Consider the following 25310-nt stretch of genomic DNA (forward strand, 5'->3'; position numbering starts at 1 on the left):
AAACAATACAAAAATGTAAGGTGAAGATAGCAATTTTCACTAAAAAGTTTGCTGCTTTACCTGTTTTTTGGTATATTTGCACTAAAGATGAATAACTAAAATTTATTATCATTTTATAACTATGAGCGAAAAAAGAGTTTATACCTTCGGTAACGGTAAGGCAGAAGGTAAGGCTGACATGCGGAATCTCCTTGGTGGCAAGGGTGCCAATCTGGCCGAGATGAATCTTATCGGCGTGCCGGTTCCTCCGGGTTTTACAATTACTACCGATGTATGTAACGAGTATTTTGAGAAGGGTAAAGAGACTGTAGTGGGTCTGCTGAAAGCGGATGTGGAGAAGAGCGTAAAACATATCGAGACTTTGATGAACTCAAAGTTCGGTGATCCGGCCAACCCTCTCCTCGTGAGTGTGCGTTCGGGCGCGCGTGCCTCCATGCCGGGAATGATGGATACCATTCTTAACCTTGGTCTGAACGACAGTGTCGTCGAGGGATTGGCCAAGAAGACCGGCAATGAGCGTTTCGCTTTTGACAGTTATCGCCGCTTTGTACAGATGTACGGTGATGTGGTGCTGGGCATGAAGCCGGTAAACAAGGAAGACATCGACCCGTTTGAGGCTATTATACAGAAGGTCAAGGCACAGCGTGGCATCAAACTCGACAATGAAATGACCGTTGACGAGCTGAAGCAGCTGGTTGTTCTCTTCAAACAGGCAATCAAGGAGCAGACCGGAAAGGACTTCCCGACCGACCCGATGGAGCAGCTCTGGGGGGCGGTCTGTGCCGTGTTCGACTCCTGGATGAATGAACGTGCCATTCTCTACCGAAAGATGGAAGGCATCCCGCAGGAGTGGGGTACAGCCGTTACTGTCATGGCCATGGTATTCGGCAACATGGGAGACACCTCGGCGACAGGTGTCTGCTTCTCACGCGATGCGGCAACCGGCGAAAACCGTTTCAACGGAGAGTATCTTATCAACGCACAGGGCGAGGATGTCGTTGCCGGCATCCGTACACCGCAGCAGATTACCAAGGAAGGCTCTCTCCGCTGGGCTGCACAGCAGAATATAGACGAGGAGACGCGCAGTACGAAATATCCCTCGATGGAAGAGGCCATGCCTGAACTGTACGCCCAGCTGTATGCTCTTCAGGACAAGCTGGAGAAACACTACCATGACATGCAGGATATGGAGTTTACGGTACAGGAAGGCAAGCTGTGGTTCCTCCAGACACGCAACGGAAAGCGTACGGGTACGGCAATGGTAAAGATTGCCATGGACCTGCTTCACGAAGGGGAGATCGACGAGAAGACGGCTCTCCTGCGTTGCGAGCCGAACAAGCTCGACGAACTTCTTCATCCTGTATTCGACAAGGAGGCGCTGACACAGGTCCATGTCCTGACACGCGGTCTGCCGGCTTCCCCGGGTGCAGCCTGCGGCCAGGTCGTGTTCTTTGCCGATGATGCGACAAAGTGGCATGAGGATGGACATCAGGTCATCATGGTACGTATCGAGACTTCTCCGGAGGATCTTGCAGGTATGTCTGCTGCAGAGGGTATCCTGACTGCACGTGGCGGTATGACCTCGCACGCTGCAGTGGTTGCGCGTGGTATGGGCAAGTGTTGCGTCAGCGGTGCAGGAGCCATCATGGTAGACTATAAGGCACGCACCGTAGAAATCGACGGGACTGTAATCCGTGAGGGCGATTATATTTCGCTGAACGGTTCTACAGGTGAAGTCTATGCCGGTGAGGTCAAGACTCGTCCTGCCGAGGTGACTGGTGATTTCGCCGAGCTGATGAATCTCTGCAAGAAATATACGAAGCTGGTTGTCCGTACCAATGCTGATACGCCACACGATGCTGAGGTGGCAAGCAACTTCGGTGCTGTAGGTATCGGCCTCTGCCGTACGGAGCATATGTTCTTCGAGAATGAGAAAATCAAGGCCATGCGCGAGATGATTCTTGCTGACAGTACCGAAGACCGTGAGAAAGCACTTGACAAGCTCCTGCCTTATCAGAAACAGGATTTCTATGGTATTCTGAAGTGTATGGACGGCATGCCGGTGAATATCCGCCTGCTTGACCCGCCTTTGCACGAGTTTGTTCCTCACGACCTGAAGGGCCAGGAAACCATGGCAGAGGAAATGGGCGTAAGTGTTCAGTTTATCCAGGAGCGGGTAAGCTCGCTTTCCGAACATAACCCAATGCTGGGACTCCGTGGCTGCCGTCTGGGAAATACTTTCCCAGAGATTACCGCCATGCAGACAAAGGCAATCCTTGGTGCTGCTATCCAGTTGAAGAAAGAGGGATTTGATCCTAAACCGGAAATCATGGTCCCGCTGGTAGGCATCGTCAACGAACTTGATGTCCAGGAGCACATCATCCGCAAGACCGCGAGCAAACTCTTCAAAAAAGAAGGAGTGGAAGTTCCGTTCAAGGTGGGTACGATGATTGAGATCCCACGTGCAGCCCTGACAGCTGATGTCATTGCAGAGAAGGCGGAATACTTCAGCTTCGGTACAAACGACCTGACGCAGATGACCTTCGGATACAGTCGTGATGATATTGCCAGCTTCCTGCCAAGCTATCTTGAGAAGAAGATCCTTGATGTCGACCCGTTCCAGGTTCTTGACCAGAAAGGTGTCGGTCAGCTGATCAAGATGGCCGTTGAGAAAGGACGTAAGACGCGCAAGAACCTTAAATGTGGCATCTGCGGTGAGCATGGCGGTGAGCCCAGTTCTGTCAAGTTCTGTCACCGTGTAGGACTCAATTACGTGAGCTGCTCTCCATTCCGTGTGCCGATTGCAAGACTTGCAGCGGCGCAGGCAGCAGTGGAAGAAATGTAGTGATTTCTTACAATACAGTGTATTGGGCTGTGACTCCTTATTAAAACAAGGGGTTGCAGCCTAATTTCGTAAAGGGAAGAATGTCCATTTTTCCTTATACATCATTGATTATATGTAGGGGGAATGTATCTGGGTGGAGGCTTTCTTCACGGATTCCAGTCTGTAAGAAAAGAAACGGACTTCTTTGTTGTGCATCTGTAAGTCTGCTTACCCCAAATCGGTCATTAGAGATTTTCAAAAGCAAACAGTTACAAAGATATTCTTCTGCTGTCTGAAAGGTGTATGGTAAGCTGACTATTTGCGTGTACTCGACGTTTTTTGGTAAAAATGAAATCGATTTAATCTAATGATTGATTTGGGTTTATCAGACGGATGTACAATGACTGGTTGTCATTTAGACAGGAACCGGATGAGGGAGAAGAGCAGGCAGACCGGTGTACTGTGGGAAACCGGCCGATGTGCGCTCAGACCTTCTCCTTGCACGGGCGGTTCCTGTTCACGATAAGACCTCTGCAAAGCTCTATTTGTCTCAAAGCCATATATATGATCATCAACAACCTACACCTCTCGAGCATCTCGTGTAAGGGAGTTCGGCGGAGGTTTCACGATATGAAAAAGCCCGTAACCAAGGTTCAAGTGGTTACGGGCATGATGCTCGGATTGTCGCTTTATGCTTATCTCTTGCCGAATCCACGAAGCCACTTCAGAGGCTTCTTGATAAGTGCCTTCAGCCCAGAGCCGTTTTTGGAAGCTGTCGGCAGTTCTTCACGGATGTCATACTTGGTGCTCCGTCTTACGGCTTTCTCTTCTGGTGTCCGCTGCCGGTTGTTGCGCTTCTTGTGTCTGCTGTTCGGTTTCTTTGCCTGCTGGGCGGTATTCTTTTCGGCAGCATCCCTGCTGCTGGCAGGCTTTCTGCCGGTACGCTTCTCCTTGTCGGCCTTCGGCTGCCGATCCTGCTGTCTGCCTTTTGACTGTCGGCCGTTCTTTTTGTCTCCGGACTTCTCCTCAGTTGCCTCCGGTCTGTTCTCCTGCTGTTTCTGTTTGTTACCGTTCTGCCTGTCGGATGTCTCGCGTTCCTGCTTGTCAGTATTGCGGTCATCGGAAACATTCTGGTCCTGTGCCGTCGGGCGCCGGCTGCGCTGCTTGTTGCCGCCTTGTTTCTTGTCCTTGTGGCTCTGCTGGTCACGGTCTTTTCTGCGACGGCTCTTGGCAGAGCTTCCTCTCTTCGGCTTCCCGTTGCTTTTGTATTCCGGACCTTCGCCAAGTTCTTCAGGGAGCGGGATCTTCTCTATTTCTTTCTCCAGGAAGGCTTCTATCTGCTGGAAATAATAGATGTCATCGACACTCACGAAGGTGATGGCCTTTCCGTCACGGTCGGCACGGGCCGTACGGCCGATGCGGTGGACATAATCCTCGGCATCGTGCGGCACATCATAGTTGATGACCATGGTGATATCGTCGATGTCGATGCCACGTGCCACGATGTCCGTAGCCACCAGAACATCTATCTGGCCGCTCTTGAACTTGAACATCACGTCGTTGCGCTGTTCCTGGTCGAGATCGGAGTGCATTTCTCCGCAGTTGATGTGTTTGCGGCTCAACGATGCTGCGATCTGCTTCACTTTCTGCTTCGATCCAGAGAAGATGATGACACGCTTGAGGTCGCCTGCCTTGAAGATGTCCTTGATGATGCCGATCTTCTGTGTCTCGTAGCACACGTATGCCATCTGATGGATTTTCTCTGCCGGTTTGCTGACTGCCAGTTTTATCTCTACAGGATTCTTCAGCAGTGTCTTGGCCAGTTCTTCAATCTTTTTCGGCATTGTGGCCGAGAACATGATCGTCTGGCAGGAGGCCGGCAGCTTCTTGGCAATAGTCATGATATCTTCGGAGAATCCCATGTCGAGCATGCGGTCGGCCTCGTCGAGAATGAAGAAGCTCACCTTGGACAGATCGACATTGCCAAGAGAGATGTGGGAAATGAAGCGTCCCGGTGTCGCGATGACGACATCGGCTCCGAGCGACAGGCTCTTCAGTTCCTGATCGTAGCGGTTGCCGTCGTTGCCGCCATAGACAGCAACGCATGACACACCGTCAAGATAGTAGGCGAAACCCTGCATGGCCTGATCGATCTGCTGTGCCAGCTCCCGGGTCGGCGACATGATGACGCAGTTGATGGCCGACTCCGGGTAGCCGCCATCGGCCAGTTTGGAAAGAACCGGAAGAAGGTAGGCCGCTGTCTTGCCCGTTCCTGTCTGGGCAACGCCCAATACATCCTTCCCTTTCAGAATCTCCGGAATGCACTTCTCCTGAACCGGTGTGCATTCATCAAAACGCATGTCATAGAGTGCGTCGAGTACGTTATCGTTTAAATCTAAATCTTCAAAATACATATTCTACTGTTTTTCCCTTCTTCACAAAGGGTTGTTCTTAATTCGTTTTGTTCTATATGCCTGATCAGCTCGGCGCATGGCGGTAGCAGAAGTAGGCGATGACGGCAAAGATAATGTTCGGTATCCATGCTGCCAGAAGCGGCGGTGTGTCCGACTGGATGGCAAAGGTGGAAGATACTGTCTGAAGCATGATGTAGCTGAAACTCAATGCCAGGCCGATGCCCAGATACAGTCCCATGCCGCCCTTGCGCTTGCGGGAAGAGAGAGACAGACCGATGATGGTGAGGATGAAGGACGAGAACGACATGGCTATGCGCTTGTGGAACTCCACCTCATACTGCACCACATTGCCTGACCCGCGGCTTGTCTGCTTGGAGATATAATCCAGCAGTTCCGGCGAAGTGAAGGTCTCCTGCTGTCCCTTGGAATAGACAAGGTCGGTAGGCTCCATAAGCAGAACGGTATCCTTTGAGGCACCGCTCTGGATATGTTCCTTCAGTCCCTTGAGGGTTCTTGTCTTCCAGTTGCTAAGTCTCCAATGGAATTTCGTGTCGGCAACCGTGTCATACTGGATTTCCATTGCCGTCATGTGACTGACGATCTTCTTGTCTTTGATCTTCACCAGCGAAAACCCGTACCCCCTTTTGTATTGGTTGTCATAATGCTGGATGTAGGCCGTTGTGTTCTTTGAAACATACAACTGGACGTTCTCCGCCGATGTGTTCTTCTTTGAATTGCGGTAAAGCGACTCGAAGTTCTGGCGGATGACCGTGCCATGAGGTATGACAAAGCTGTTCAGGTAGAACGTCAGCCCGGCGATGAGGACACATGAAATCATGTAGGGACGCATCAGCCGCTTGATCGACACACCGGCCGCCAGCATGGCTATTATCTCCGAATTTCCGGCCAGCTTGGAGGTGAAGAAGATGACGGCGATGAATACGAACAGCGGTGAAAAGAGGTTTGAGTAATAAGGGATGAAGTTGGCGTAATAGTCAAATACTATCGCCCGCCACGGTGCATGGTACTGTGTGAACTTCGATAGATTCTCGTTGAAGTCGAATACAATCGCAATGGAGATGATCAGCAGGATGGCATAGATATATGTACCGATGAACTTCCTGATGATGTACCAGTCCAGAATACCGATGTAACGAGTAGGGGAGAGCAGACGAAGCACATGTCCGATCTTCTTCAGAAAGGGCAGGTGTCCGGCAGCGTGTTGTCCGGAGAGCCGGACGAACCGGCCTGTTATGTCAACAATCTTTTTGACCTTACTCATTTCACTTCTCCTTAGATTCTTCTTCCCAGCTGGTCGATGACGGAGGCCTTCCACTGCACGAAGTCGCCTTGCTCGATATGCGTCCGCGCATCCGTCACGAGACGGAGGTAGAAGGCCAGATTGTGGATGCTGGCAATCTGCATGGCAAGCAGTTCCCCGGCCTTGAAAAGGTGGTGGAGATAGGCCTTGCTTGTCACCAGATCCACGTCACAGCCTCCGGGGTCTATCGGCGAGAAGTCATCTTCCCATTTCTTGTTCTTCATGTTCATCGTGCCGTCGTAGGTGAAGAGCATGGCATTACGGCCGTTACGGGTCGGCATGACACAGTCGAACATATCCACTCCCCGCTCAATCGCCTCCAGGATGTTCTGCGGTGTGCCGACACCCATCAGATAACGGGGCTTGTCTTTAGGCAGGATTTCATTGACCACCTCGATCATCTCGTACATCACTTCCGTCGGTTCGCCGACTGCCAGACCGCCGATGGCATTGCCGTCTGCCCCCTTGTCTGCCACGAACCGGGCTGCCTCACGCCGCAGATCCTTGTAGGTACACCCCTGCACGATCGGAAAGAGACTCTGCTTGTAACCATAGAGAGGCTCTGTCTCATTGAACCGTCTGATACAGCGGTCCAGCCAGCGCTGCGTCAGTCCCAGGCTCTTCTTGGCATAGGCATAGTCGCTCTTGCCGGGAGGGCATTCATCCAGTGCCATCATGATGTCAGCACCGATGACACGTTCGGTATCCATGACATTCTCTGGGGTGAAGATATGTCTGGAACCGTCGATATGGCTTCTGAACTCACAGCCTTCCTCCGTCAGTTTGCGAATACCCGTCAGCGAGAACACCTGAAAACCGCCCGAGTCGGTCAGGATGGGACGCTCCCAGCCATTGAAGCCATGCAGACCTCCGGCCGCCCGGAGTATATCCAGTCCCGGCCGCAGATAAAGATGATAAGTGTTGCCGAGGATGATCTGTGCCTTGACCTGCCGGCGCAGTTCCTCAAAGTGTACCCCTTTTACAGAGCCGACAGTACCGACAGGCATGAAGACTGGCGTCCTTATCTGTCCGTGGTCGGTCGTAATGACACCTGTCCGGGCCTCACTGGCAGTATCCGTATGCTGTAATTCAAATGTCATTTTTTGATGCTCTCTTTCTTGTCTTCAGTAATGGTGAACTCTACCGGGTGATTGACTTTCTCATCGGTCAATGCAAAGTCCCATACCTGCTGGATGTTCTCTACGAAATGGAATTCCAGTCCCTTGCGATAGACTTCAGGTATCTCCTCAATGTCTTTCCTGTTCTCTGAACACATGACAATGTCGGTGATGCCGGCCCGCTTGGCAGCCAGAATCTTCTCCTTGATACCGCCGACCGGCAATACTTTTCCACGCAAGGTTATCTCACCCGTCATGGCCGTGTTCTTGCGGACCTTGCGCTGTGTGAGTGCCGAGGCAATACTTGTCGCAATGGTGATGCCCGCTGACGGCCCGTCCTTCGGGGTGGCCCCTTCCGGCACATGGATGTGGATGTTCCATTGTTCAAAGATGCGGTGGTCGACACCGAGCGCATCAATATGCGCCTTGACATACTCCAGTGCAATGACGGCCGACTCCTTCATCACATCGCCGAGATTTCCTGTCAGCGTCAGCTTGCCGGCTTTTCCCTTTGAAAGCGAGGTCTCGATGAAAAGAATCTCACCACCGACACTGGTCCATGCAAGTCCTGTCACGACACCGGCATACTTGTTCCCCTGGTAGATGTCGCGTGTGAAAGGCGGCTTGCCCAGCAGGTCCTCCAGCTTGTCCGGCGTGATCTTCGTATAAGGCAGCTGCCCGTCCAAGGCCTGTCTGTAAGCCAGCTTGCGCATGGCTTTGTTGATCTGCTTCTCCAGCTGGCGCACACCGCTCTCACGGGTATAGCTTTCAATGATCTTTTCCAAGGTAGCCTTGGCGAACTTCGGTTTCTCTTCCAACTGGTCCAGACCGGTGTTCTCAAGTTCCTTGGGAATCAGATGACGCTTGGCAATCTCTATCTTCTCTTCCGTGATATAGCCTGACACCTCTATCAGTTCCATGCGGTCGAGCAGGGGGCGGGGAATGGTGTTGAGGTCGTTGGCCGTTGCGATGAACAGCACCTTCGACAGGTCGTAATCCATGTCGAGGTAGTTGTCATGGAAGGCAGAGTTCTGTTCGGGGTCGAGCACCTCCAGCAGGGCGGACGACGGATCACCATTGATGGTGTTCTGAGTGACCTTGTCTATCTCGTCGAGGATGAACACGGGGTTTGAAGAGCCCGCTTTCTGGATGTTCTTGATGATGCGTCCGGGCATGGCGCCGATATAGGTCTTGCGATGCCCCCTGATTTCGGACTCGTCATGCAGTCCGCCCAGAGAGACGCGTACATACCTGCGCTTCATGGCTTCCGCAATACTCTTTCCCAGACTGGTCTTGCCCACCCCCGGCGGGCCGTAGAGGCAGAGGATGGGTGACTTCAGACTGCCGCGCAGCTGGAGGACGGCGATGTATTCAAGGATACGTTCCTTCACTTTCTCCATGCCATAGTGGTCCTTGTCCAGGATGCGCCTTGCGCGTTTCAGGTCGAGGTCGTCCTTGGTATATTCGTTCCAGGGCAGGTTGACCATCGTCTGCAGATAGTTCACCTGCACACTGTAGTCCGGGCTTTGCGGGTTCAGCGTATCCAGCTTGTCCAGTTCTCTCTGGAAAGTCTTGGCGACCTCGTCCGGCCATTTCTTGTCCCTTGCCTTGTCGATCAGTTCCTTCTTGTCGGGTGCGGCGTCACCGTCGCCCAGTTCCTCCTTGATGTTCTTGATCTGCTGGTGCAGGAAGTATTCACGCTGCTGCTCGTCAAGGTCTTCGCGGGTCTTAGAACGGATGTCCTGACGGAGATGCTGGAACTGTATTTCACGGTTGAGCACCTTCATCAATGTAAACAGCCGATCCTTGATGGAATTTTCTTCCAGCAGTCGGATCTTGTCGGTTACGGGGAAAGGCATCGTCGCACAGACGTAATTCACGGCAACGACAGGATTGTTGATGTTGTCGAGAGCGAACTGCGAATCGTCCGGAATGTCGTCACTGCCGTGGATATACTCCTTTGCCACCATCTTCATGTCTTCGACCGCTGTCGAGAACTCCGTGTCTTTCTTCGGTTCCGGTTCTTCAGGCAAGGAGGCCGTGAGGCCTTTCATGAAAGGTTCGACGGCCGTAACCTCTTTGATCCGGCATTTGCCAAGTCCCTGCAGGATTACCGTGCGGTTGTTGCCCTCATAGTTCCCTGGCATGTCAAAGGCGCGGACGAAGCGGGCATAGATTCCCGTCATGTAGATGTCGTCTGCCTGTGGATCATTGACATTGCTGTCCTTCTGACTGACAATGGCAATGACGGCATTCGGATTCTCCTCCAGGTATTTGACGAGCTCCAAGGTCGGTTTCCTGCCAACGAGGATGGGGGAGAGGATGCCCGGGAACATCACGAGATTACGGGTGACGAAGATGGGGACTTCCCCGTCGACCTGTATGTTCAGGTCGGGCAGATCACCCTCGTAATCCGTGATCATCTGTATAGAGCTGTTTTGTTTCATAAAGTTCTTTTATTCCTATTTTAGCGTGCAAAGTTACAAAATAAAACCGAAAGACTGAAAGAATAGAACGGCTTTAACTATGTAAGGCAGCCCCTGAAAACCACTTTTGGCGGATAATTCCCTTCTGGGGGATCGGATTTTGCCGTCTTCCGGAGAGCGGGTTGTAAGCTATGCGATGGAAGAGAAAGCCGAAGAGAGGCATGAGGCCTAATGGGCGGAAGGGCTGACTGGCGGCATCGTTCCGGCAGACCGGTGTAGCGTTTTCCGGGGCTTGCCTGTGGCCTGTCGCCTTGCCGTATCGTTTCCCGTCCGCCCTACCGGATATAGAAGGTGTCTGTCAGCTGTTTATACCATTCTGTCCGGGTGCCGTCAGGCCGGGAGAGCGTCTCCTCGCTCACGGTGCAATGATCCGGCATCCCCTTTGTAAATTCTAACAGACAACGTTTTACCGGCTTCGACCCTTTGGTCCTTATCCTCACGGTCTTCTGCATTGACAATCCGTTGAATAACGCCTCCGGTTCAAGTATCCCTTTATTCTCTGCAGGGATGATCACCGAGAGTGTGCCGCCCTCTTTGAGAAGTCCTGCCGCATGGCGGGCAAGCTCTCCGTACGAGAGCGTATCCGTATGCCTTGCAGCAGCTCTCTGCTGTAAGGGATTCTTTAATGAATTGATGAAATAGGGAGGATTGCACACAATGGCATCGTATGGCCTGTCTGCCTGTGCCCGGTAGCGTTGCAGTGTCACGCCGATAACGCTTATCCTGTCCTTGAACGGCGACCGCATGATGTTGAGCCGGGCATCAGCCAAAGCCCCCTCGTCCATCTCTATGGCATCAATATGTGCTGAAGGAAACCGCTGTGCCATCATCAGGGCGATAAGTCCTGTGCCTGTTCCGATATCGAGGATGTGTGCGCCTCCTTCCGCCCATGCTCCCAGCAGGACACCGTCCGTCCCGACCTTCATGGCCGTCCGGTGCTGGGTAATATGAAATTTCTTGAATGTGAAGCCCATCTTGGCAAGTCTATCAGAAATGAATACAGGCAAGGTCTCCGCCCGGCCTTTTCTCTTTGTTTTCCGGTCGCTTCAGACCTTGCATTTCCGTCGCCCGACCTTTCCCCGGAGGGGTTGTACAGACCGTTGCCGCCCGGAGGCAGGCCGGTCGGATAGGGGAGGGAGCGGTACGCCATGCGCCGGCGACCCGTCGGGGCAGTCCTTAGATATTCAGCTTGCGCAGCAGGTTCCTGTTGAGGGCCTGCACTTTCCGGCTCTGTCTTGAAATATCCTGCCGCATCAGGTCGATGTTGTAGAAAAGCTCGGAGAAGGCCGTCTGCACGATATTCGGCTGCCGGTAGTCTTTGTTCCCCGTGGGGTTCACCACGATGTTGATGCCCTTGGGGACGATGGAGATGTCCACGTCGGCACCTGTCATGACCGGGTCGCCGTCATAATGGATGTATCCTTCCTTTTTCCTGCGGATATGGATGTGCGAGGCTCTGAAAGTCTTTATCTTCAGATTCTTGTCCAGCGTCTTGTTGAAGAGTTCTATGGCTACCTGGGGAGCGTCAATGAGGTCGAAAGGCTCCATGACGATAATGTCGAGCAGTCCGTCGCTCATGGAAGCCTGCGGGGCGATGTAGGCATTGTTGCCGTACTGCGAGGCATTAGCTGCCGAGACGAGGAAAGCCTTGTAGCTGTGCGTCCCCTCTTCGTCCTCTATCTCGTAGGTCTCGGGCTTGTAGGTCAGTCCTTCCTCGAGGATCTTCTGCATATAGGTGATGGGTCCCCGCTTGCCGGCCTCCGCAAACTTCATGGAGATGAAGGCATCGAAGCCCATCCCGCAGGTGCAGAAGAAAGGATGCCCGTTGATGACGCCGTAGTCGAGTGTATGCACTTCGCAGGCGTTGAGGATGTCGATGCACTTCTTCAGGTTCATCGGCAGGTTCAGGTGCCTTGCGAGGCCATTCCCCGATCCGCAGGGCAGTATTCCCATGGCGGTCTCTGTGCTGGCAAGTGCTCTGCCGACTTCGTTGACCGTGCCGTCTCCGCCCACGGCGACGACGATGTCGGTGCCTTCCCGCGCCGCTTCCCGTGCAAGTTCCGTGGCATGGCCGGCATATTTCGTTTCAGCAATGCGGTAGTCAAATTTCTCCTTGTCGAGCCGTTCTTCTATCAGGCCGGGGATACCGGCTTTGCTGACGGTCCCCGATATGGGATTGAGGATGAAAATGAGATTTTTCTTATTCATTGTGCCAAATTCATCAGCGCATGGTTTGTCCGGACAAAGATACGTATTTATCGGCTATATCCTTGGTGGATATGGGTGAAAAAAACTTTAAAAAACACTTTTCCAATCAAAATATCCGTTTTGTCATTCTAAATTAGTAACTTTGCAGCCTGAAAAATAATTTTATGTGGCCATTGGCTACACCTTATTGAATATAATGGGACAGTTACAAGACAAGTACAAAAGCTACCGCGATCCGCAGAAGTTCATGAAGGCAGGCGTCTACCCTTACTTCCGTGAGATTACCAGTAAGCAAGGAACAGAAGTCACAGATATTGACGGCAATGAGATTCTCATGTTCGGGTCGAACGCCTACACGGGGCTGCCGAACGACCCGCGGGTGATTGCCGCCGCACACCGTGCCCTTGACAAGTACGGCTCTGGCTGTGCCGGTAGCCGCTTCCTGAATGGTACGCTCGACCTCCACGTGCAGCTGGAGAAGGAGCTGGCGGCCTTTGAGGGAAAAGACGAGGCTCTTGTCTTCTCCACAGGCTTCTCTGTGAACGCCGGTGTCCTTGCCGTAGTCGTCGGCCGGGGCGATTATATTATCTGTGACGACCGCGACCATGCAAGTATCGTAGACGGCCGCCGGCTGAGTTTCGCCACCCAGCTGCATTACAAGCATAATGACATGGAAGACCTGGAGCGCGTGCTCCAGAAACTTCCCCGCGAGGCTGTCAAGCTGATTGTCGTGGACGGCGTGTTCTCCATGGAGGGCGACCTTGCAAACCTGCCGGCAATCGTCGAACTGAAGCATAAGTACAACTGCTCCGTCATGGTGGACGAGGCACACGGACTGGGTGTCTTCGGCCGCCAGGGAAGAGGGGTCTGCGACCATTTCGGGCTGACGGATGAGGTCGACCTCATCATGGGGACATTCTCGAAGAGCCTGGCTTCCATCGGCGGTTTCATTGCCAGCGACAAAGATACGATCAATTATCTGCGCCATACCTGCCGTACATATATCTTCTCTGCAAGCAATACTCCTGCCGCCACTGCGGCTGCATTGGAGGCCTTGCACATCATAGAGCAGGAGCCGGAACGTATCGAACACCTGTGGAAGGTCACCCGCTATGCCTTGAGACGGTTCAAGGAAGAGGGCTTTGAGATCGGGGACACGGAAAGCCCGATCATCCCGCTCTATGTCCGTGACATAGACAAGACTTTCCTTGTCACCAAACTGGCTTACGAGGCAGGGGTATTCATCAATCCGGTCATCCCTCCGGCCTGTGCGCCGCAGGACACGCTGGTACGTTTCGCCCTGATGGCAACCCACACCGAAGAGCAGGTCGAACGGGGTGTACAGGCACTGGCTAAGATATTCAGGGCACAGGGCATCATCCGGTAAAAAGATAAGAGAACGCAATACAAAAGAGGCGGAGGGACTGTTTCAGCAGGAGCAGACTCTCCGCTTTTCTGTTTCCGGCTGTTTGGGACGACGGTTCCCAACCGGTCGGGAATCCTGTTCCCAGGTGTTGGGACTCCTGTTCCCGGCCGTTGGGAATGCGATTCCCGGCAGCGGGGAACAAGCTGTTGCGGCAGCGGCCATGGAGCAGACGTGGACGGATCCGGTTGCATCAAGTCCCGTCCTGCCTTTCAAGGATGCCTGTGCCGGCCATGTCCGGTCTGCAGATCAGACGGAGGCCGGTCGGGATCTCCTCTTTGACAATCAAGGTTTTATCAGCGCAGAGTCCGTATTCCCATGACAGGAAGGAGCACTTGGCAGAATGCAGTGTGACGATATTTGTTGAAAAAAAGAGAGGAAAAGTTTGGCGGTGTCAGAAATAAGTACTACCTTTGCACTCGCAATTCGGAAATGAGCTTGCTCATCCGGAAAAAAGCAGCGGGGTGTAGCGCAGCCCGGTAGCGCTCCTGGTTTGGGACCAGGCGGCCGCAGGTTCGAATCCTGTCGCCCCGACCTCAATCTGGCCCTTTAGAGAAGGGGAAAGCGTTAAAATGCGGCAATAGCTCAGTTGGTAGAGCACGACCTTGCCAAGGTCGGGGTCGCGAGTTCGAGTCTCGTTTGCCGCTCATTGACATTCTGGAATACATATAGAAGTTTTGCTTCTAGCATCATGCCCAGGTGGCGGAATTGGTAGACGCGCACGTTTCAGGTGCGTGTGTTTTACGACGTGCAGGTTCGAGTCCTGTTCTGGGCACAATGTTTTCAGAATGTCAGAAATATGTTGGAGAGGTGGCGGAATTGGTAGACGCGCTACTTTGAGGGGGTAGTGAAAATTGTTTCGTGGGAGTTCGAGTCTCCTCCTCTTCACATAATTCGTTCAGGGTAAGTTGTTACTTACGGTTGATGCGGCAATAGCTCAGTTGGTAGAGCACGACCTTGCCAAGGTCGGGGTCGCGAGTTCGAGTCTCGTTTGCCGCTCTTTTTTGAAGAGAAACATACTTAGCATTTTCTTTATGAATTTATATCTGCGATATTTCGACAATGAAGTATTAGTGCATACTGTTGAAGAGGCCTTGGATTTTCTGAGTTCAATTCCTGATATCCAGCTTACGCCGGAACTGGAAGAGGACATCAGGAACTATGCATCGAATGATGTCTTCTACCCGAAACGCTACAAGGTCCGTCCCCGCGTCTATTTTATTGTCATCAAGACCGAGGCCGCCAATATGATGGATTTCAAGCAGAAGAAGGCGCTCCGTCCTGTCGCCGAAGGAATGTCGCGCAAGGACAGTCCCGCAATCATGCACCTCAATGAGGAACGCGAGGGATGGTATGAAGGCGAGCTCGACTTCAAGCGTGTCGTCCTGATTCCGGCATCGGGCAAGCACGAATACCGGGACACGCATTTTGTAGCGCGCTGCAAGGCACTGTCGGGATGGGACTGCTACAACCGTATTGTAGAGTACCTGAAAGGACGGGTCGACAACAGAAGCCAGTTCCCGTCGGCGAAAGGCAAGAACTTCAGATTCAGATATTTAGGTATGTGGAAGTAGATTCCACATACCTTTCGTCATAGATTGCTTATGAATAAGGTGATGTTGATCGGCAATGTCGGCCGTGATCCGGAGATCCGCTACTACGAGGCCGACCAGTGCGTGGCTTCGTTTACGCTGGCGACGACGGAACGTGGCTTTGCACTGCCGGACGGCACCGCCGTACCCGACCATACAGACTGGCACAACATCGTACTGTTCAAGTCGCTGGCAAAGTATGCCGAACAGTACATCCATAAAGGGGACAAACTTTATATAGAGGGGCGCATCCGGTATTGCTCGTCTGACGACAAGAAGGGACAACGCAGGTATGTCACCGAAATCTATGGAGAGAGCCTTGAATGGCTGTCTGCTCCCCGTAAAGCCGGAAACAAGTCTGAAGAGTCGGTGGACGACAGCTCCAGCGAGACTTCAGGGAAATCTAAATTACCTTTCTGATGGATTCTTTTTTAGTGGATATATCTTCTTATATCAGCGTTAATCCTGTTGATTTCAGTGTTGTAGTTGCAATCCTGTTTGCGGTTTTCCTTCTTTTGCTTTCTGCTTTTGCCAGCGCCTCTGAAATAGCTTTTTTCAGTCTGTCTCCTGCGGATGTCGACGCATTGGATCCGGACAAGCGTCCCTCCGACCAGCTTATCCGGCAGCTCAGGGAGGACAGCGAACGCACATTGGCGACGATTCTCATCACGAACAATCTTGTCAACGTGGCGATTATCATGCTGTGCAATTACATCTTTGACAGTCTGTTTGACTTCAAGGTAGAGTGGCTGCAGTTTCTCTGTGTGACGATTCTCCTGACGTTCATCCTCCTGCTGTTCGGCGAAATTGTCCCGAAAGTATATAGCAGGGCCAATCCGCTGGCATTCTGCCGCAGGGGGGTAAAGGGCATCGTCTTCTTCCGCCGGCTGTTCTGGCCGATTGAAACGGTTCTGCTGAAGAGCGGCGCCTTTGCGGAGAAAGTGATCCAGAAGGAAAACCGTCAGCTTTCGGTGGATGATCTGGAACAGGCATTGGAACTGACAGACAAAAGTGACATCAAAGATGAACAGGGGATGCTTCAGGGCATTATCCGGTTCGGTGATGAGACTGCCAAAGAGGTGATGACATCGCGGCAGGACATCGTGGATCTGGATATCCGCTGCTCGTATGAAGGCGTGCTGAAATGTATTGTCGACAACAATTACTCACGGATACCGGTCTATCAGGACAACCAGGATAATATCCGCGGAATCCTCTATATCAAAGACCTGCTGCCGCATCTGTCCAAACCGATGAATTTCAGGTGGCAGAGCCTGATTCGTCCGCCTTATTTTGTCCCTGAGACAAAGAAGATTGACGACCTCCTGCGAGAGTTCCAGGAGAACAAAGTGCATATTGCCGTCGTTGTGGATGAGTTCGGCGGAACGAGCGGTATCGTGACGCTGGAGGATATTCTGGAAGAGATCGTCGGCGAAATCAATGATGAGTACGACGAGGAAGAACACCACTATTCACGGCTGGGTCCCAACAGCTATATCTTTGAGGGAAAGACGCTCCTGCACGACTTCGTGAAGATTCTGGGACTTTCTGATGACGAGTTTGACGATATAGCAGGCGATGCTGATTCTCTGGCAGGTCTGCTGTTGGAAATCAAAGGGGATTTCCCGGCTGTCCATGAGGTCCTCGTCTATAAGCGGTACAGATTTGAGGTGCTGGCCATCGAAGAGCGTAGAATCAGTAAGGTGAAGGTGACGGTCTGTGGTGAGAATAACGAGTGATGCGGATGGAAAGGTCCGTATCGGACTGCTCGAAATAGCCAAGGGCAGAAAGGCGGAAAAGGAAGGGGAGCTTCGGGTTCTGGAAGCTTTGCTGGGGTATGAACCGGTCGTTCTTCATAATGCGGATGGGAAACCGGTGATTGATGCTTACCATGTCAGTATCTCGCACACCGTCGGTTATGTCGCTGTGATTCTTTCGCGGGATTATGAAGTGGGAATCGATATCGAATACGTTTCCGAACGGGTCGGTCGGATTGCGGCACGGTTTCTCCGGAATGATGAAAACTTTACAGACTGCAGGCAGTTGCTTACCGCATGGTGTGCCAAGGAAACCATGTACAAGCTCTTCTCTTCTGACCATTTAGGGTATCAGGAGATGAGAGTCAGTCCGACGGAAAGACTGATGACGAATATCCGCCGCAATGTCACACTTCAGTTCAGGTGCGAAGAGAACCAGGCTTTCCTGCTGACGTATGCCTGGCGCTGATACATTCCGTCAATGCGTGTCTGCAATCGATTGCATCTGTTTTTTGGGATGTTGGTGCAATCGTTTGCCCAACGATTTTGTTGGATAAAGGTATTTTATTGCGCATTTTTCATCAATCCTTTTGTATCTTTACGCCATCGAAGGTAACTGATTGTTCAGGATAATCCGGGCTGTCGGATTGCGGAAAGGACGCTTCCTTCTAAAGGATTCAATCTGTCTCTGATGTATTTGGTGGCCAAGGGTAAGATTGGTAATCTGTGATTGATTTTTGTTGATTTGGTTAAGAACCCCATTTACTCAATAAAGTAAGTGGGGTTAGTGTTTGGTCAATAAAAAATGCATAAAACACAACAAAAAACAGTTAGATGTGATAAAAAATATTTAAATAATTGGGAATAAGGGAAAATTCCTTACTTTTTATTTTATTTTTTCCTATCTTTGTATCAGTCATTTAACATAGAACATAAAAGATCAACTAATTAGTCTAATTAAGAGGAGGGCATTATAATGAAAGAAACTAAGACCTTGGAATTCTTCGATGAGTATGAATTCGAGAATCAGAACAGTCAAGAATGCACCGATGTACGTCAGTTACTCGGTGGAGAAATTTGGTACAACTGAGAAGTTGCATGAGCATTTGTATATCTTCCTTGTTGAGTAAAGAACGCACTCCATCTTGCAGATCGAGTGCGTTCTTTGTGCTGTATCATTCCTCTATGCGCGCTTTGGCTTCTCATGAAGATGGATGCCGTCTTGTGCGTAAAGCCTACTTTGGGAATCTGGAGTTTATCATGAAACTTATGGAGAAGCTATATCAGATCTTCATAAGCCTGGTTCATCTCATTCATCAGTGTCTCGAAGTTGTCGGAATTCAAAGCCGCTTTCCTGAACATCAGTTCCAGATTTTCTTCTTCGAAGGTAAGTGGCGTTTCGTGCAGAAGAGAGACCATTCCCGACAGCATCAGTCGATAGACGGTGGTCTGACGCAGTCTTCCGTTTTCAGCAGCCGCCAAGGTTATTCCGGCCGCATAAGCCTGCATCTGGACACGGACAAGGGAACGGATGGCAAGAGAGACAGGTACGCTGTCTTCATCGGTCAAGGGTGGGCAGTCTGAAAAATAGGCCTCGGCTGACTGGAGGTGTCCCTCAAGCAGAGCGTACATGTGTCTTTGATATTCGGAAGTTATCAGGTCGTACAACGGCTTGCTGGCGCAGGCATAACGCAAGAGAACCTTTGTCGGGGTCGAATCAGAGAAATGTCGTTTTCTCATGTCGCCGGTCACTTCCTCGACGTTCTGATAGTTCAGACGGATGAGAATAGGGAAGAGAACGGAAACGAAATGGTGTGAGAGCCGGTCTAAATTGTCCATCACCAGCTGTTTGTATTCTTTTGCTTCCAGCTTCTTTTTACCGGTGAACAGGGCATCAGCCTGACCCGAAAAGAAAGCATGAAAGTAGCCTCTGACCATTGCAGAAGCTACCCTTGAGCGGTTTATATCTTTTATCCTCATTTTCTGTTGTTTATCTATGACCGCCAAAGCTGCCATAGTTATTCGGCATGTTGGGACGTGTCTGAGTGGATCGAGCCTGTTCTGCAGGCATGGGAGAACTTGTCGCGGATGGACGGGAGGCATTGCCGAAAGACACACCATTGTTGCTGTCCGGTTGCTGACGGGTCGGCACCGTGCTTTGTCGGGGCTGGTAGACCGGGCTTGTCGTCTGCTGCCTTGAACCGCCGAAACTCTGGTTGGAATGTCTGTCTGAGGCGACGTCCGTGCTGTTCCGGCTTGCATTGCCGAAGCTGTAGTGCCGGTCGTCTTGCCGTGGCGCATCCCATGCCCTGTCGTTCTGATAGACTTCCCGGCCGGTTCTGGAACGGCTGGTCATGGGCGGTCGCCCCTGCCGGTCGCCAAATCTCCCTGCATAATAACTTTCTGCAGATTGGTTGCGTCCTCCACGGTAAGTGAAGTAGTCTGCCGGACGTGAGCGGTAGAAGCGATCACGTCCGGTATAACGGTTATAAACCCGGTATGCGTAGTTCTGGTTGTACCAGTAGACCGGACGGTAGAAGTAGTCTTCACCTATATAATGGTTATACTGCCGGGCATTGAGCACATAGAACAGGTCGCTGTTCCGTCGCGACCAGTAGCTTCCGTAAAGAGAACTTTCCCCCTGCATGTTCAGAAGGTAGTCGAGGTTTATCTCATAGACTGCTTCATACTGTGCGTCGGTCAGTCCGAGTTCATAAGCCATCTTGTCCGAAAGGAAGAATGCCTCCCGGCGGGCATCCTCATAAGACAGCCTGCCGTAACTGCTTCCATATTCCACATTGTAACCGTCATCATAAACTGCACCTGATGAAGCCATCGGTCCGCCAATTCCTCCTCCTATAGAGAAGAATGTGCCACAGGAAGTCAGCGAAAGGGCTGTGAAGCCCCCGATCAACGTATAGAGAACTTTCTTTTTCATATCTGTAACCTTTAAAGTGACTATTTCTGTTGTCTGTCTGATGCAAAAATAGCCGTTTGGCTTCAAATTTCATGTAGGTAAATTCCTATTCTGCAAGGGGAAGTTCCTACATTTCATACCCATCTGTTCCACAACACCCATTACAGAGCAACTGACCCTGAAAAGGGGAAGTTTCTTTCTTTCCTTCCACTTCGTACACATTTTCCATCGCTGAACAGCAGATTAATAAAGGGGAATTTCCCATCTTCTCTTCCACTTCATACACGGTTTCCATCGCTGAACAGCGGATCAATAGAAAGGGAAGTTTCCTTCCTCTTATTCTACTTCTTCAACAACGGTATTGGGTACTTCTTTTGATTTCAACATCTCATCCAGACTCTTGAAAGTATAGGCGGCCTTGTCCTTTACGAAGGTCTTTGAGAAACGGTCACGCAGACTCATGAGCTTCTGTACGGCTTCCTGATAGGTCTCGGCGGTGATGCGTTCTGCCATCGACTTCGCATTTGTCGGAGTGAAGTCAAAGTATTGTACAAGATACTGCTGGAACTGTCGACGCTGGTTCTGGGTCATCTCCTGGAGCTGCAGGTTCATCTTGTCTTTCGTGCGATGAATGACAAAGACGAGCTCGTCCGGTTCACCACCACGCTGCCCGCGGTCATACTTCTTCCCATACTCAAAGTAGCAATCGCAGAATCCCTTCTCTGAAAGTTCTTTAAGCTCCTGCATGGCCGGGTCGAGGACACGTCGACAGAAATCGGAAAACTTCTTGTAGTTGTTTTCTAGACGAAGCATCTTGCGGAACTCCAAAGTCTTGATGACCGTACGCCCCTTGTCTATCCATGACTCGATGAACATGTAAATACGCTGTGTATAACGGTTCTTGCAGGCGAAGACAATCTGCTTCCCTAAGCGGTGATAGCCGAAGTCCAGGGAGACAAGACGCTCTGCAACAGTATGGTCGAGCTTCAGGATCGCGTATTTGTTATAGGATCTGTCCTCCGGGATATAGACATCACAGAGGTTGGTCGCCTTTGTGTATTTTCTTCCCTCCGCCGTTTTATAAGGTATTTCGACAGGGATAGAGGCCAGCATTTTCAGTGAATTGCGCAGCTGGGGATAATGGTTCGGGTCGACTCCCAGCTCCTTGAAAGGGAGCTTGATAGGCATGCGGCCGTCCTCATCCAGCTCGTCTGTCTGGAACAGATCCAGTTGGAAACTACGCTTGTTGTTCAGGATTCCATGCAGGATAGACTGCAGACTCTCGACGATAGACACCAGAATCCTCACCTGGATCAGGGAGTAGTCGTGGCGCATCATCGTCACGGCGATAGGCTGCAGAAGCCAGGTCTCCTCTTCTATGGGGATCAGGTCGTTCGAGATGGTACGGCTTTTCAAAGGAGCTTTCTGGGCCTTTGCCCCGCGCTTGCGGGTAACCTTCCGTGTGGTTGTCTTGTCCGTTGTCATATATGCAATGTTTGCCTTTGTCTTGTAGTTTGTGAATCCTTCAAGCTACAAAGATACTGCTTTTATTTGAACTAACTATTAAAAACAACGAAAATGATAGGCTGCACTTTCTGAAAGCCGAATAAAACCCGGCCGGAATCCGACCGGGACTTATCCATACTACATGCTTATCCCCACGTAGACGGACAGATCTGCGTGGGGATTATCAGTTTACGGCCGGTTCACCGGATATTCTCGGATAGCGTACATGGCATCGCCCTGTGACCTGCGGATTCCCCCGTCCGGCTTATGGAGAGACAGACGGCGATTCTTACAGCAGGCGGCCCGCATCGCTGTAAACAGCCCGACGGCGGCCGCTTCACCGTCACATGTACGATGACAATGCTACGACTTCCTAAAACGAAATGTTAAGTCCGGCCTCTACCGTGGTGTAGGTTTTCCTGATCGGTACGATAGGATTCGTGTCGTAGATCAAGCGGTAGGCGCCGTTGATTCCAATCTTGGGTGTAATATTGTATTTCATGTCGACGGCCCCGCCAAAGCGTGCTGCTTTGAAGTAACTGTCTGGCTTTGCCTGATGGATGGCCGTGGTCGTCAGTTCCCAATGGTCTCCGATATGATGCTTGCAGCTGACTGACAGGTGGCTCTTGATGCTGCGGCTGTAAGCGTGCAGCCGGGCAGGATTCGGAGAGGGATCATCCCATTTCTCAAACTCGTAGAACAGTCCCACTGCGGCAAACATGAGGAACTTCTCTTTATTCACCAGCCGATAGCGCGACTGTAGTCCGGTAGAGATCTTATACTCCATCCCCCGGCTCTCAGCCCACTGTGATTCTGCGTAAGGATAGATTTCAAAGGCACGGCTTAACAGATAGCGGTATTCAACATGTACGTAACCGCCGCTGACGGTCGCCTTCTTGCCATAGGTCGAGAACTCCAGTTTGTTGATCAGGTTGATGACACGCTTGCGCCTGATCAGCAGGTTGAGATTGGCGGTATTCTTGAGTGTTAGTACGTTTTCCTTTTCGGTCTTGAAGTCGAGTACCGGCTGCAGAGACCCCTGTATGGTCTTCGTGCTGTCTATATCCATCGTCAGATTCTCCGAAAAAAGCATTTGCGAATAAGAGGGGAGATGAAACAAGAGTGCGGATAATAAAGAGAAGAGTGTTTTTTTTGTCATTGTTCTTTGTTTTCTTAGAGAATATGAAGTTCATTGAAATATAAGGACAGACACACCCGTCTGTCCTGAAACTGTGCTGTGGAAAAAGCAGTCAGACCCGTCGGTCCTGATGGTGAAGGAAACGTCCGCCTGTCTGATAATTCAAGATAAGCCTGTTCTGAAAATCCCCGTCGGCGTATTGATACAGTTGAACATCTGCCGGATTCTTGTGGCTCTTTTACCTTCATGCGCCACCTCCGGCTTTCTCTTTCAAGGTGTACAGCCTGTCATGCTCTTCAGGAAGGAAGACAGAATCTGTCCGCCTAATAGTCCTGAATCCATCACCGGATTTTTCCAGAACCACCCCTATATAGCGGACCGGCGGGGGGCCGCCGCCGGTCAGATACGGTCAAATTTGATGCACCTTATCATATATGCAGACGGGGTTCCCTTGCAGGAAGCCCCTGACCCCATGTCGGCAGACCGGATACGATGAAACCGTCCAGACCTTCGGGTCTTTTCCCTTTTATACAGCAATCTTCTGCTTTCTCTTTCGCTCGCATGGGTCTGCCGTGCTTTTGGAGAAGAAAGCAGAAGCTGCCAGTCTAAAAGGCAGACGACCTTCAAAGGCAGCTTTCAGCGTCTGCCCTTAAAGGTGTTTTCAGAACCGTTCCCTGAAAGTCTTACTTGTCGATGATCTGGACTTTCTTGTTCAGTTTGTCAATCTTAGACTGGAGCTTGGCCATTTTCTGCTCCATCTTGGTCATGTCCTTCTGACTCTTCGCCAGCTTCTTGTTGACGGCCTTTGTCTCCTCCAGTTTCTTGACGGTGTCTTTGGCCTGCTTTACAGTGCTTGAAGGGTCTGATGCCGTGAAATTGGTTGTGGCGCTGTTGGCATCGGCATTGACACTGGCGGCCTTTTCGCTGATGGCATTGTAATTGGCCTTTTCCTTCTCGTAATCGAGCTGGAGTTTGTTCAGCTTTGCCGTCAGATCGAGCACTTTCTGCTGCTCTTTCAGGTTGTTGACTATTGCGGTGTTCTGGGAAAAGCCGGTAAGGACTGACAATATCATTATCCCCATCAATAATAATCTTTTCATATTTAAAGTCTGTTTAAAATTATGTTGCAAATATACGTATTTATCGTGGATCAACAAAGATTTATCCACAATTTTTTCGGTTGTATAGTCGAAATCCCTCTGCGGATACGGGAGACGAGAGCTTTCTGCTGGAACAGGTTCAGCCCTCCTGCCCATGCTGACGGACAGGGCAGGGCATCAGATACTGTCTGTCGACGGCTGTCTGCCTCTGTCGTCTTTCGGATGCCTCATGCCTAAACCGATGTCATCCAGCAGTCCGTCCAGCGCTCCTCCCAGTATTCCTTTAATGGCTGTCGCGGCAGGATCGACCACGTTTTCCTGTATCATTTTCTGAGCTTTCTGCTTGAGCTGTTCTTTCACGTTTATCTCCGATTTCTTGTAATACTGCTCTGCGGCTTTCCGGAGATCGTCTTCGTCGACCGTGAAGATATGGCCCAAAAGACCTAAAGAAACGATGTAGTCCTTGCCGTTATAGTGGACTTTCCCCAGAGAGCAGACGACGTAATTGTCGACGGTCACGAGGTCGTCAATGGCCGACCTGATCACTTTGCCGGCAAACACATTGCTGATGGTGCGGAAGGCATTGTCGATGACTTCATTGCCGGTGGTATTGGCGGTGTCGTTGGCTGCATCCGTCACCGTTGCCGTTATCACATCTGCGAGCACTTCCCGGTGCTGCTCCGGCTTGGGACAGGTAAGAACCAGCACGAATAAAACAGCGGCAAGCACGACGAGGCCTCCCGCCAGACAGCCCGCATGGCTCTTCTTTGAAGGCCGCCCGGCAGGTGCCGTCCCGGCGGAGGGGGTGACGGGGGAGGCTTCTACAAAGGGGACTCCTTCCACATCTGGTTTTCTGTCAGAGTGTTCGCTTTCCTCTAAAAGCGTGCGGAGCTCCTTTATCTGCCAGGCCGGAATCCACTGTGTTCCGTCAGCCGGCATCACCAAGGTCGTTGCCTGCAGCTTTCGCCCGGCCAATTCCCGGAGGCTGTAAGGACCTCTTTTTTCATTGTCAGCACTGATATAATACTCCATTTTCTTTGATTTTGAAAGTCGGGGAGCGAAAAAGAAAAGCATCCGTATCTCTTTACTTCCCCCCAGTCGGTTTTTGAGGGTGCGAAGATAAACATTATTTCCTGAACTGGCAAAAAACTCTCCCCTTTTTCTATATTCTGACATGAGAACAGTCCGATCCGTCGGATACTCATGTCCTCCTGACCTTGCCGCTTATCCAAACGGGAAAAAGTCGCCCCGCCTGTCCCGTCCGTCCTTGAGGGCAATATTGGTATGGAGACAGACATAGAAGGCAATGGTTATTCTGTAAGGTATTTTCTTCGCCTCATCCGCTGTTGTCTCTCTCGCTTCCTTCTCCCCGGGCTGTCTGACAACGCAGGATGGAAAGCAAAGGAAGGGATAAATCGGCCGGCTCTGTAAATCCCTTATTGACAGCGGATTGTCATGCGGATCTGAAGAGGTGCTTTCTTGCGTTGCAAACAGGCGTTACCCGGG

Annotated in this window: 18 protein-coding genes and 5 tRNA genes; 11 read left to right on the forward strand and 12 right to left on the reverse strand. The window is 51.3% G+C overall.

Annotation, left to right across the window (positions count from 1 at the left end; translation table 11 throughout):
• Nucleotides 1-121 precede the first annotated feature (121 nt).
• Complete coding sequence (ppdK, locus tag HMPREF9141_RS09370) at nucleotides 122-2845, forward strand: pyruvate, phosphate dikinase (protein WP_007368478.1); 2724 nt, start codon at nucleotides 122-124, stop codon at nucleotides 2843-2845.
• A gap of 674 nt (nucleotides 2846-3519) precedes the next feature.
• Here the strand turns inward: ppdK and HMPREF9141_RS09375 are convergent.
• From HMPREF9141_RS09375 to HMPREF9141_RS09400, 6 genes are all read right to left on the reverse strand, one after another.
• Nucleotides 3520-5238, reverse strand: coding sequence for a DEAD/DEAH box helicase (locus tag HMPREF9141_RS09375; RefSeq protein ID WP_007368479.1), 1719 nt, complete (start codon nucleotides 5236-5238; stop codon nucleotides 3520-3522).
• Between the two features lie 64 nt (nucleotides 5239-5302).
• On the reverse strand, nucleotides 5303-6520 hold the full coding sequence (locus HMPREF9141_RS09380) for an LptF/LptG family permease (protein WP_007368480.1): 1218 nt from the start codon (nucleotides 6518-6520) through the stop codon (nucleotides 5303-5305).
• Nucleotides 6521-6531: 11 nt separating this feature from the next.
• Nucleotides 6532-7659 carry a tRNA guanosine(34) transglycosylase Tgt gene (tgt, locus tag HMPREF9141_RS09385; RefSeq protein ID WP_007368481.1) on the reverse strand — a complete coding sequence of 376 codons (1128 nt, stop codon included), beginning with the start codon at nucleotides 7657-7659 and terminating at the stop codon, nucleotides 6532-6534.
• A complete protein-coding gene (lon, locus tag HMPREF9141_RS09390; RefSeq protein ID WP_007368482.1) occupies nucleotides 7656-10124 on the reverse strand; it encodes an endopeptidase La in 2469 nt (822 codons plus the stop codon). The genes tgt and lon overlap by 4 nt, the downstream gene beginning before the upstream one ends.
• 314 nt (nucleotides 10125-10438) lie before the next feature.
• Nucleotides 10439-11137, reverse strand: coding sequence for a tRNA1(Val) (adenine(37)-N6)-methyltransferase (locus HMPREF9141_RS09395; RefSeq protein WP_040554771.1), 699 nt, complete (start codon nucleotides 11135-11137; stop codon nucleotides 10439-10441).
• A gap of 202 nt (nucleotides 11138-11339) precedes the next feature.
• Nucleotides 11340-12371, reverse strand: a complete 1032-nt coding sequence (locus HMPREF9141_RS09400) for a diacylglycerol/lipid kinase family protein (protein ID WP_007368484.1) — start codon at nucleotides 12369-12371, stop codon at nucleotides 11340-11342.
• 196 nt (nucleotides 12372-12567) lie between these two features.
• On the opposite strand from HMPREF9141_RS09400, the gene spt reads away from it, so the two are divergent.
• From spt to HMPREF9141_RS09455, 10 genes are all read left to right on the forward strand, one after another.
• Nucleotides 12568-13758, forward strand: a complete 1191-nt coding sequence (spt, locus tag HMPREF9141_RS09405) for a serine palmitoyltransferase (RefSeq protein WP_007368485.1) — start codon at nucleotides 12568-12570, stop codon at nucleotides 13756-13758.
• A 496-nt stretch (nucleotides 13759-14254) separates the two neighbouring features.
• Nucleotides 14255-14328 (forward strand) — tRNA-Pro (locus HMPREF9141_RS09415).
• Nucleotides 14329-14368: 40 nt separating this feature from the next.
• Nucleotides 14369-14441: transfer RNA gene (locus HMPREF9141_RS09420), tRNA-Gly, on the forward strand.
• 46 nt (nucleotides 14442-14487) lie between these two features.
• Nucleotides 14488-14569 (forward strand) — tRNA-Leu (locus tag HMPREF9141_RS09425).
• A gap of 29 nt (nucleotides 14570-14598) precedes the next feature.
• A tRNA-Leu gene (locus HMPREF9141_RS09430) sits at nucleotides 14599-14682 on the forward strand.
• 38 nt (nucleotides 14683-14720) lie between these two features.
• Nucleotides 14721-14793, forward strand: a tRNA-Gly gene (locus tag HMPREF9141_RS09435).
• Between the two features lie 35 nt (nucleotides 14794-14828).
• A complete protein-coding gene (locus HMPREF9141_RS09440; RefSeq protein ID WP_007368488.1) occupies nucleotides 14829-15368 on the forward strand; it encodes a hypothetical protein in 540 nt (179 codons plus the stop codon).
• A gap of 30 nt (nucleotides 15369-15398) precedes the next feature.
• Nucleotides 15399-15806, forward strand: a complete 408-nt coding sequence (locus tag HMPREF9141_RS09445) for a single-stranded DNA-binding protein (protein ID WP_007368489.1) — start codon at nucleotides 15399-15401, stop codon at nucleotides 15804-15806.
• Nucleotides 15806-17125, forward strand: coding sequence for a gliding motility-associated protein GldE (gene gldE, locus HMPREF9141_RS09450; protein WP_007368490.1), 1320 nt, complete (start codon nucleotides 15806-15808; stop codon nucleotides 17123-17125). The genes HMPREF9141_RS09445 and gldE overlap by 1 nt, the downstream gene beginning before the upstream one ends.
• Nucleotides 17109-17612 (forward strand): 4'-phosphopantetheinyl transferase family protein, encoded by a 504-nt coding sequence (locus HMPREF9141_RS09455; protein WP_007368491.1) that lies wholly within the window; start codon nucleotides 17109-17111, stop codon nucleotides 17610-17612. Before gldE ends, HMPREF9141_RS09455 begins: the two co-directional genes overlap by 17 nt.
• An 809-nt stretch (nucleotides 17613-18421) precedes the next feature.
• Here the strand turns inward: HMPREF9141_RS09455 and HMPREF9141_RS09460 are convergent.
• From HMPREF9141_RS09460 to HMPREF9141_RS09490, 6 genes are all read right to left on the reverse strand, one after another.
• Nucleotides 18422-19123, reverse strand: a complete 702-nt coding sequence (locus HMPREF9141_RS09460) for a hypothetical protein (protein ID WP_174256071.1) — start codon at nucleotides 19121-19123, stop codon at nucleotides 18422-18424.
• A gap of 10 nt (nucleotides 19124-19133) precedes the next feature.
• Complete coding sequence (locus HMPREF9141_RS09465; RefSeq protein WP_007368494.1) at nucleotides 19134-20081, reverse strand: hypothetical protein; 948 nt, start codon at nucleotides 20079-20081, stop codon at nucleotides 19134-19136.
• 315 nt (nucleotides 20082-20396) lie between these two features.
• Entirely contained in the window at nucleotides 20397-21545 is a 1149-nt protein-coding gene (locus tag HMPREF9141_RS09470; RefSeq protein WP_007368496.1) for a replication initiation protein, read from the reverse strand.
• Nucleotides 21546-21939: 394 nt separating this feature from the next.
• Nucleotides 21940-22725, reverse strand: a complete 786-nt coding sequence (locus HMPREF9141_RS09475; protein WP_007368498.1) for a DUF481 domain-containing protein — start codon at nucleotides 22723-22725, stop codon at nucleotides 21940-21942.
• Nucleotides 22726-23387: 662 nt separating this feature from the next.
• The gene (locus HMPREF9141_RS09485; RefSeq protein WP_040554776.1) at nucleotides 23388-23804 is read right to left on the reverse strand and encodes a hypothetical protein; all 417 of its coding nucleotides are present in this window, start codon (nucleotides 23802-23804) and stop codon (nucleotides 23388-23390) included.
• A 177-nt stretch (nucleotides 23805-23981) separates the two neighbouring features.
• Nucleotides 23982-24836, reverse strand: coding sequence for a GYF domain-containing protein (locus HMPREF9141_RS09490; RefSeq protein WP_040554778.1), 855 nt, complete (start codon nucleotides 24834-24836; stop codon nucleotides 23982-23984).
• Nucleotides 24837-25310: the final 474 nt, after the last annotated feature.

Origin of the sequence: Prevotella multiformis DSM 16608 (genome assembly GCF_000191065.1) — a bacterium.
GTDB lineage: Bacteria > Bacteroidota > Bacteroidia > Bacteroidales > Bacteroidaceae > Prevotella > Prevotella multiformis.

Bases quoted from the DNA above. Each gene is read 5' to 3' on its own strand.
- ppdK (WP_007368478.1), top strand. From the start codon at position 122: ATGAGCGAAAAAAGAGTTTATACCTTCGGTAACGGTAAGGCAGAAGGT.
- HMPREF9141_RS09375 (WP_007368479.1), bottom strand. From the start codon at position 5,238: ATGTATTTTGAAGATTTAGATTTAAACGATAACGTACTCGACGCACTC.
- HMPREF9141_RS09380 (WP_007368480.1), bottom strand. From the start codon at position 6,520: ATGAGTAAGGTCAAAAAGATTGTTGACATAACAGGCCGGTTCGTCCGG.
- tgt (WP_007368481.1), bottom strand. From the start codon at position 7,659: ATGACATTTGAATTACAGCATACGGATACTGCCAGTGAGGCCCGGACA.
- lon (WP_007368482.1), bottom strand. From the start codon at position 10,124: ATGAAACAAAACAGCTCTATACAGATGATCACGGATTACGAGGGTGAT.
- HMPREF9141_RS09395 (WP_040554771.1), bottom strand. From the start codon at position 11,137: ATGGGCTTCACATTCAAGAAATTTCATATTACCCAGCACCGGACGGCC.
- HMPREF9141_RS09400 (WP_007368484.1), bottom strand. From the start codon at position 12,371: ATGAATAAGAAAAATCTCATTTTCATCCTCAATCCCATATCGGGGACC.
- spt (WP_007368485.1), top strand. From the start codon at position 12,568: ATGGGACAGTTACAAGACAAGTACAAAAGCTACCGCGATCCGCAGAAG.
- HMPREF9141_RS09440 (WP_007368488.1), top strand. From the start codon at position 14,829: ATGAATTTATATCTGCGATATTTCGACAATGAAGTATTAGTGCATACT.
- HMPREF9141_RS09445 (WP_007368489.1), top strand. From the start codon at position 15,399: ATGAATAAGGTGATGTTGATCGGCAATGTCGGCCGTGATCCGGAGATC.
- gldE (WP_007368490.1), top strand. From the start codon at position 15,806: ATGGATTCTTTTTTAGTGGATATATCTTCTTATATCAGCGTTAATCCT.
- HMPREF9141_RS09460 (WP_174256071.1), bottom strand. From the start codon at position 19,123: ATGAGGATAAAAGATATAAACCGCTCAAGGGTAGCTTCTGCAATGGTC.
- HMPREF9141_RS09465 (WP_007368494.1), bottom strand. From the start codon at position 20,081: ATGAAAAAGAAAGTTCTCTATACGTTGATCGGGGGCTTCACAGCCCTT.
- HMPREF9141_RS09470 (WP_007368496.1), bottom strand. From the start codon at position 21,545: ATGACAACGGACAAGACAACCACACGGAAGGTTACCCGCAAGCGCGGG.
- HMPREF9141_RS09475 (WP_007368498.1), bottom strand. From the start codon at position 22,725: ATGACAAAAAAAACACTCTTCTCTTTATTATCCGCACTCTTGTTTCAT.
- HMPREF9141_RS09485 (WP_040554776.1), bottom strand. From the start codon at position 23,804: ATGAAAAGATTATTATTGATGGGGATAATGATATTGTCAGTCCTTACC.
- HMPREF9141_RS09490 (WP_040554778.1), bottom strand. From the start codon at position 24,836: ATGGAGTATTATATCAGTGCTGACAATGAAAAAAGAGGTCCTTACAGC.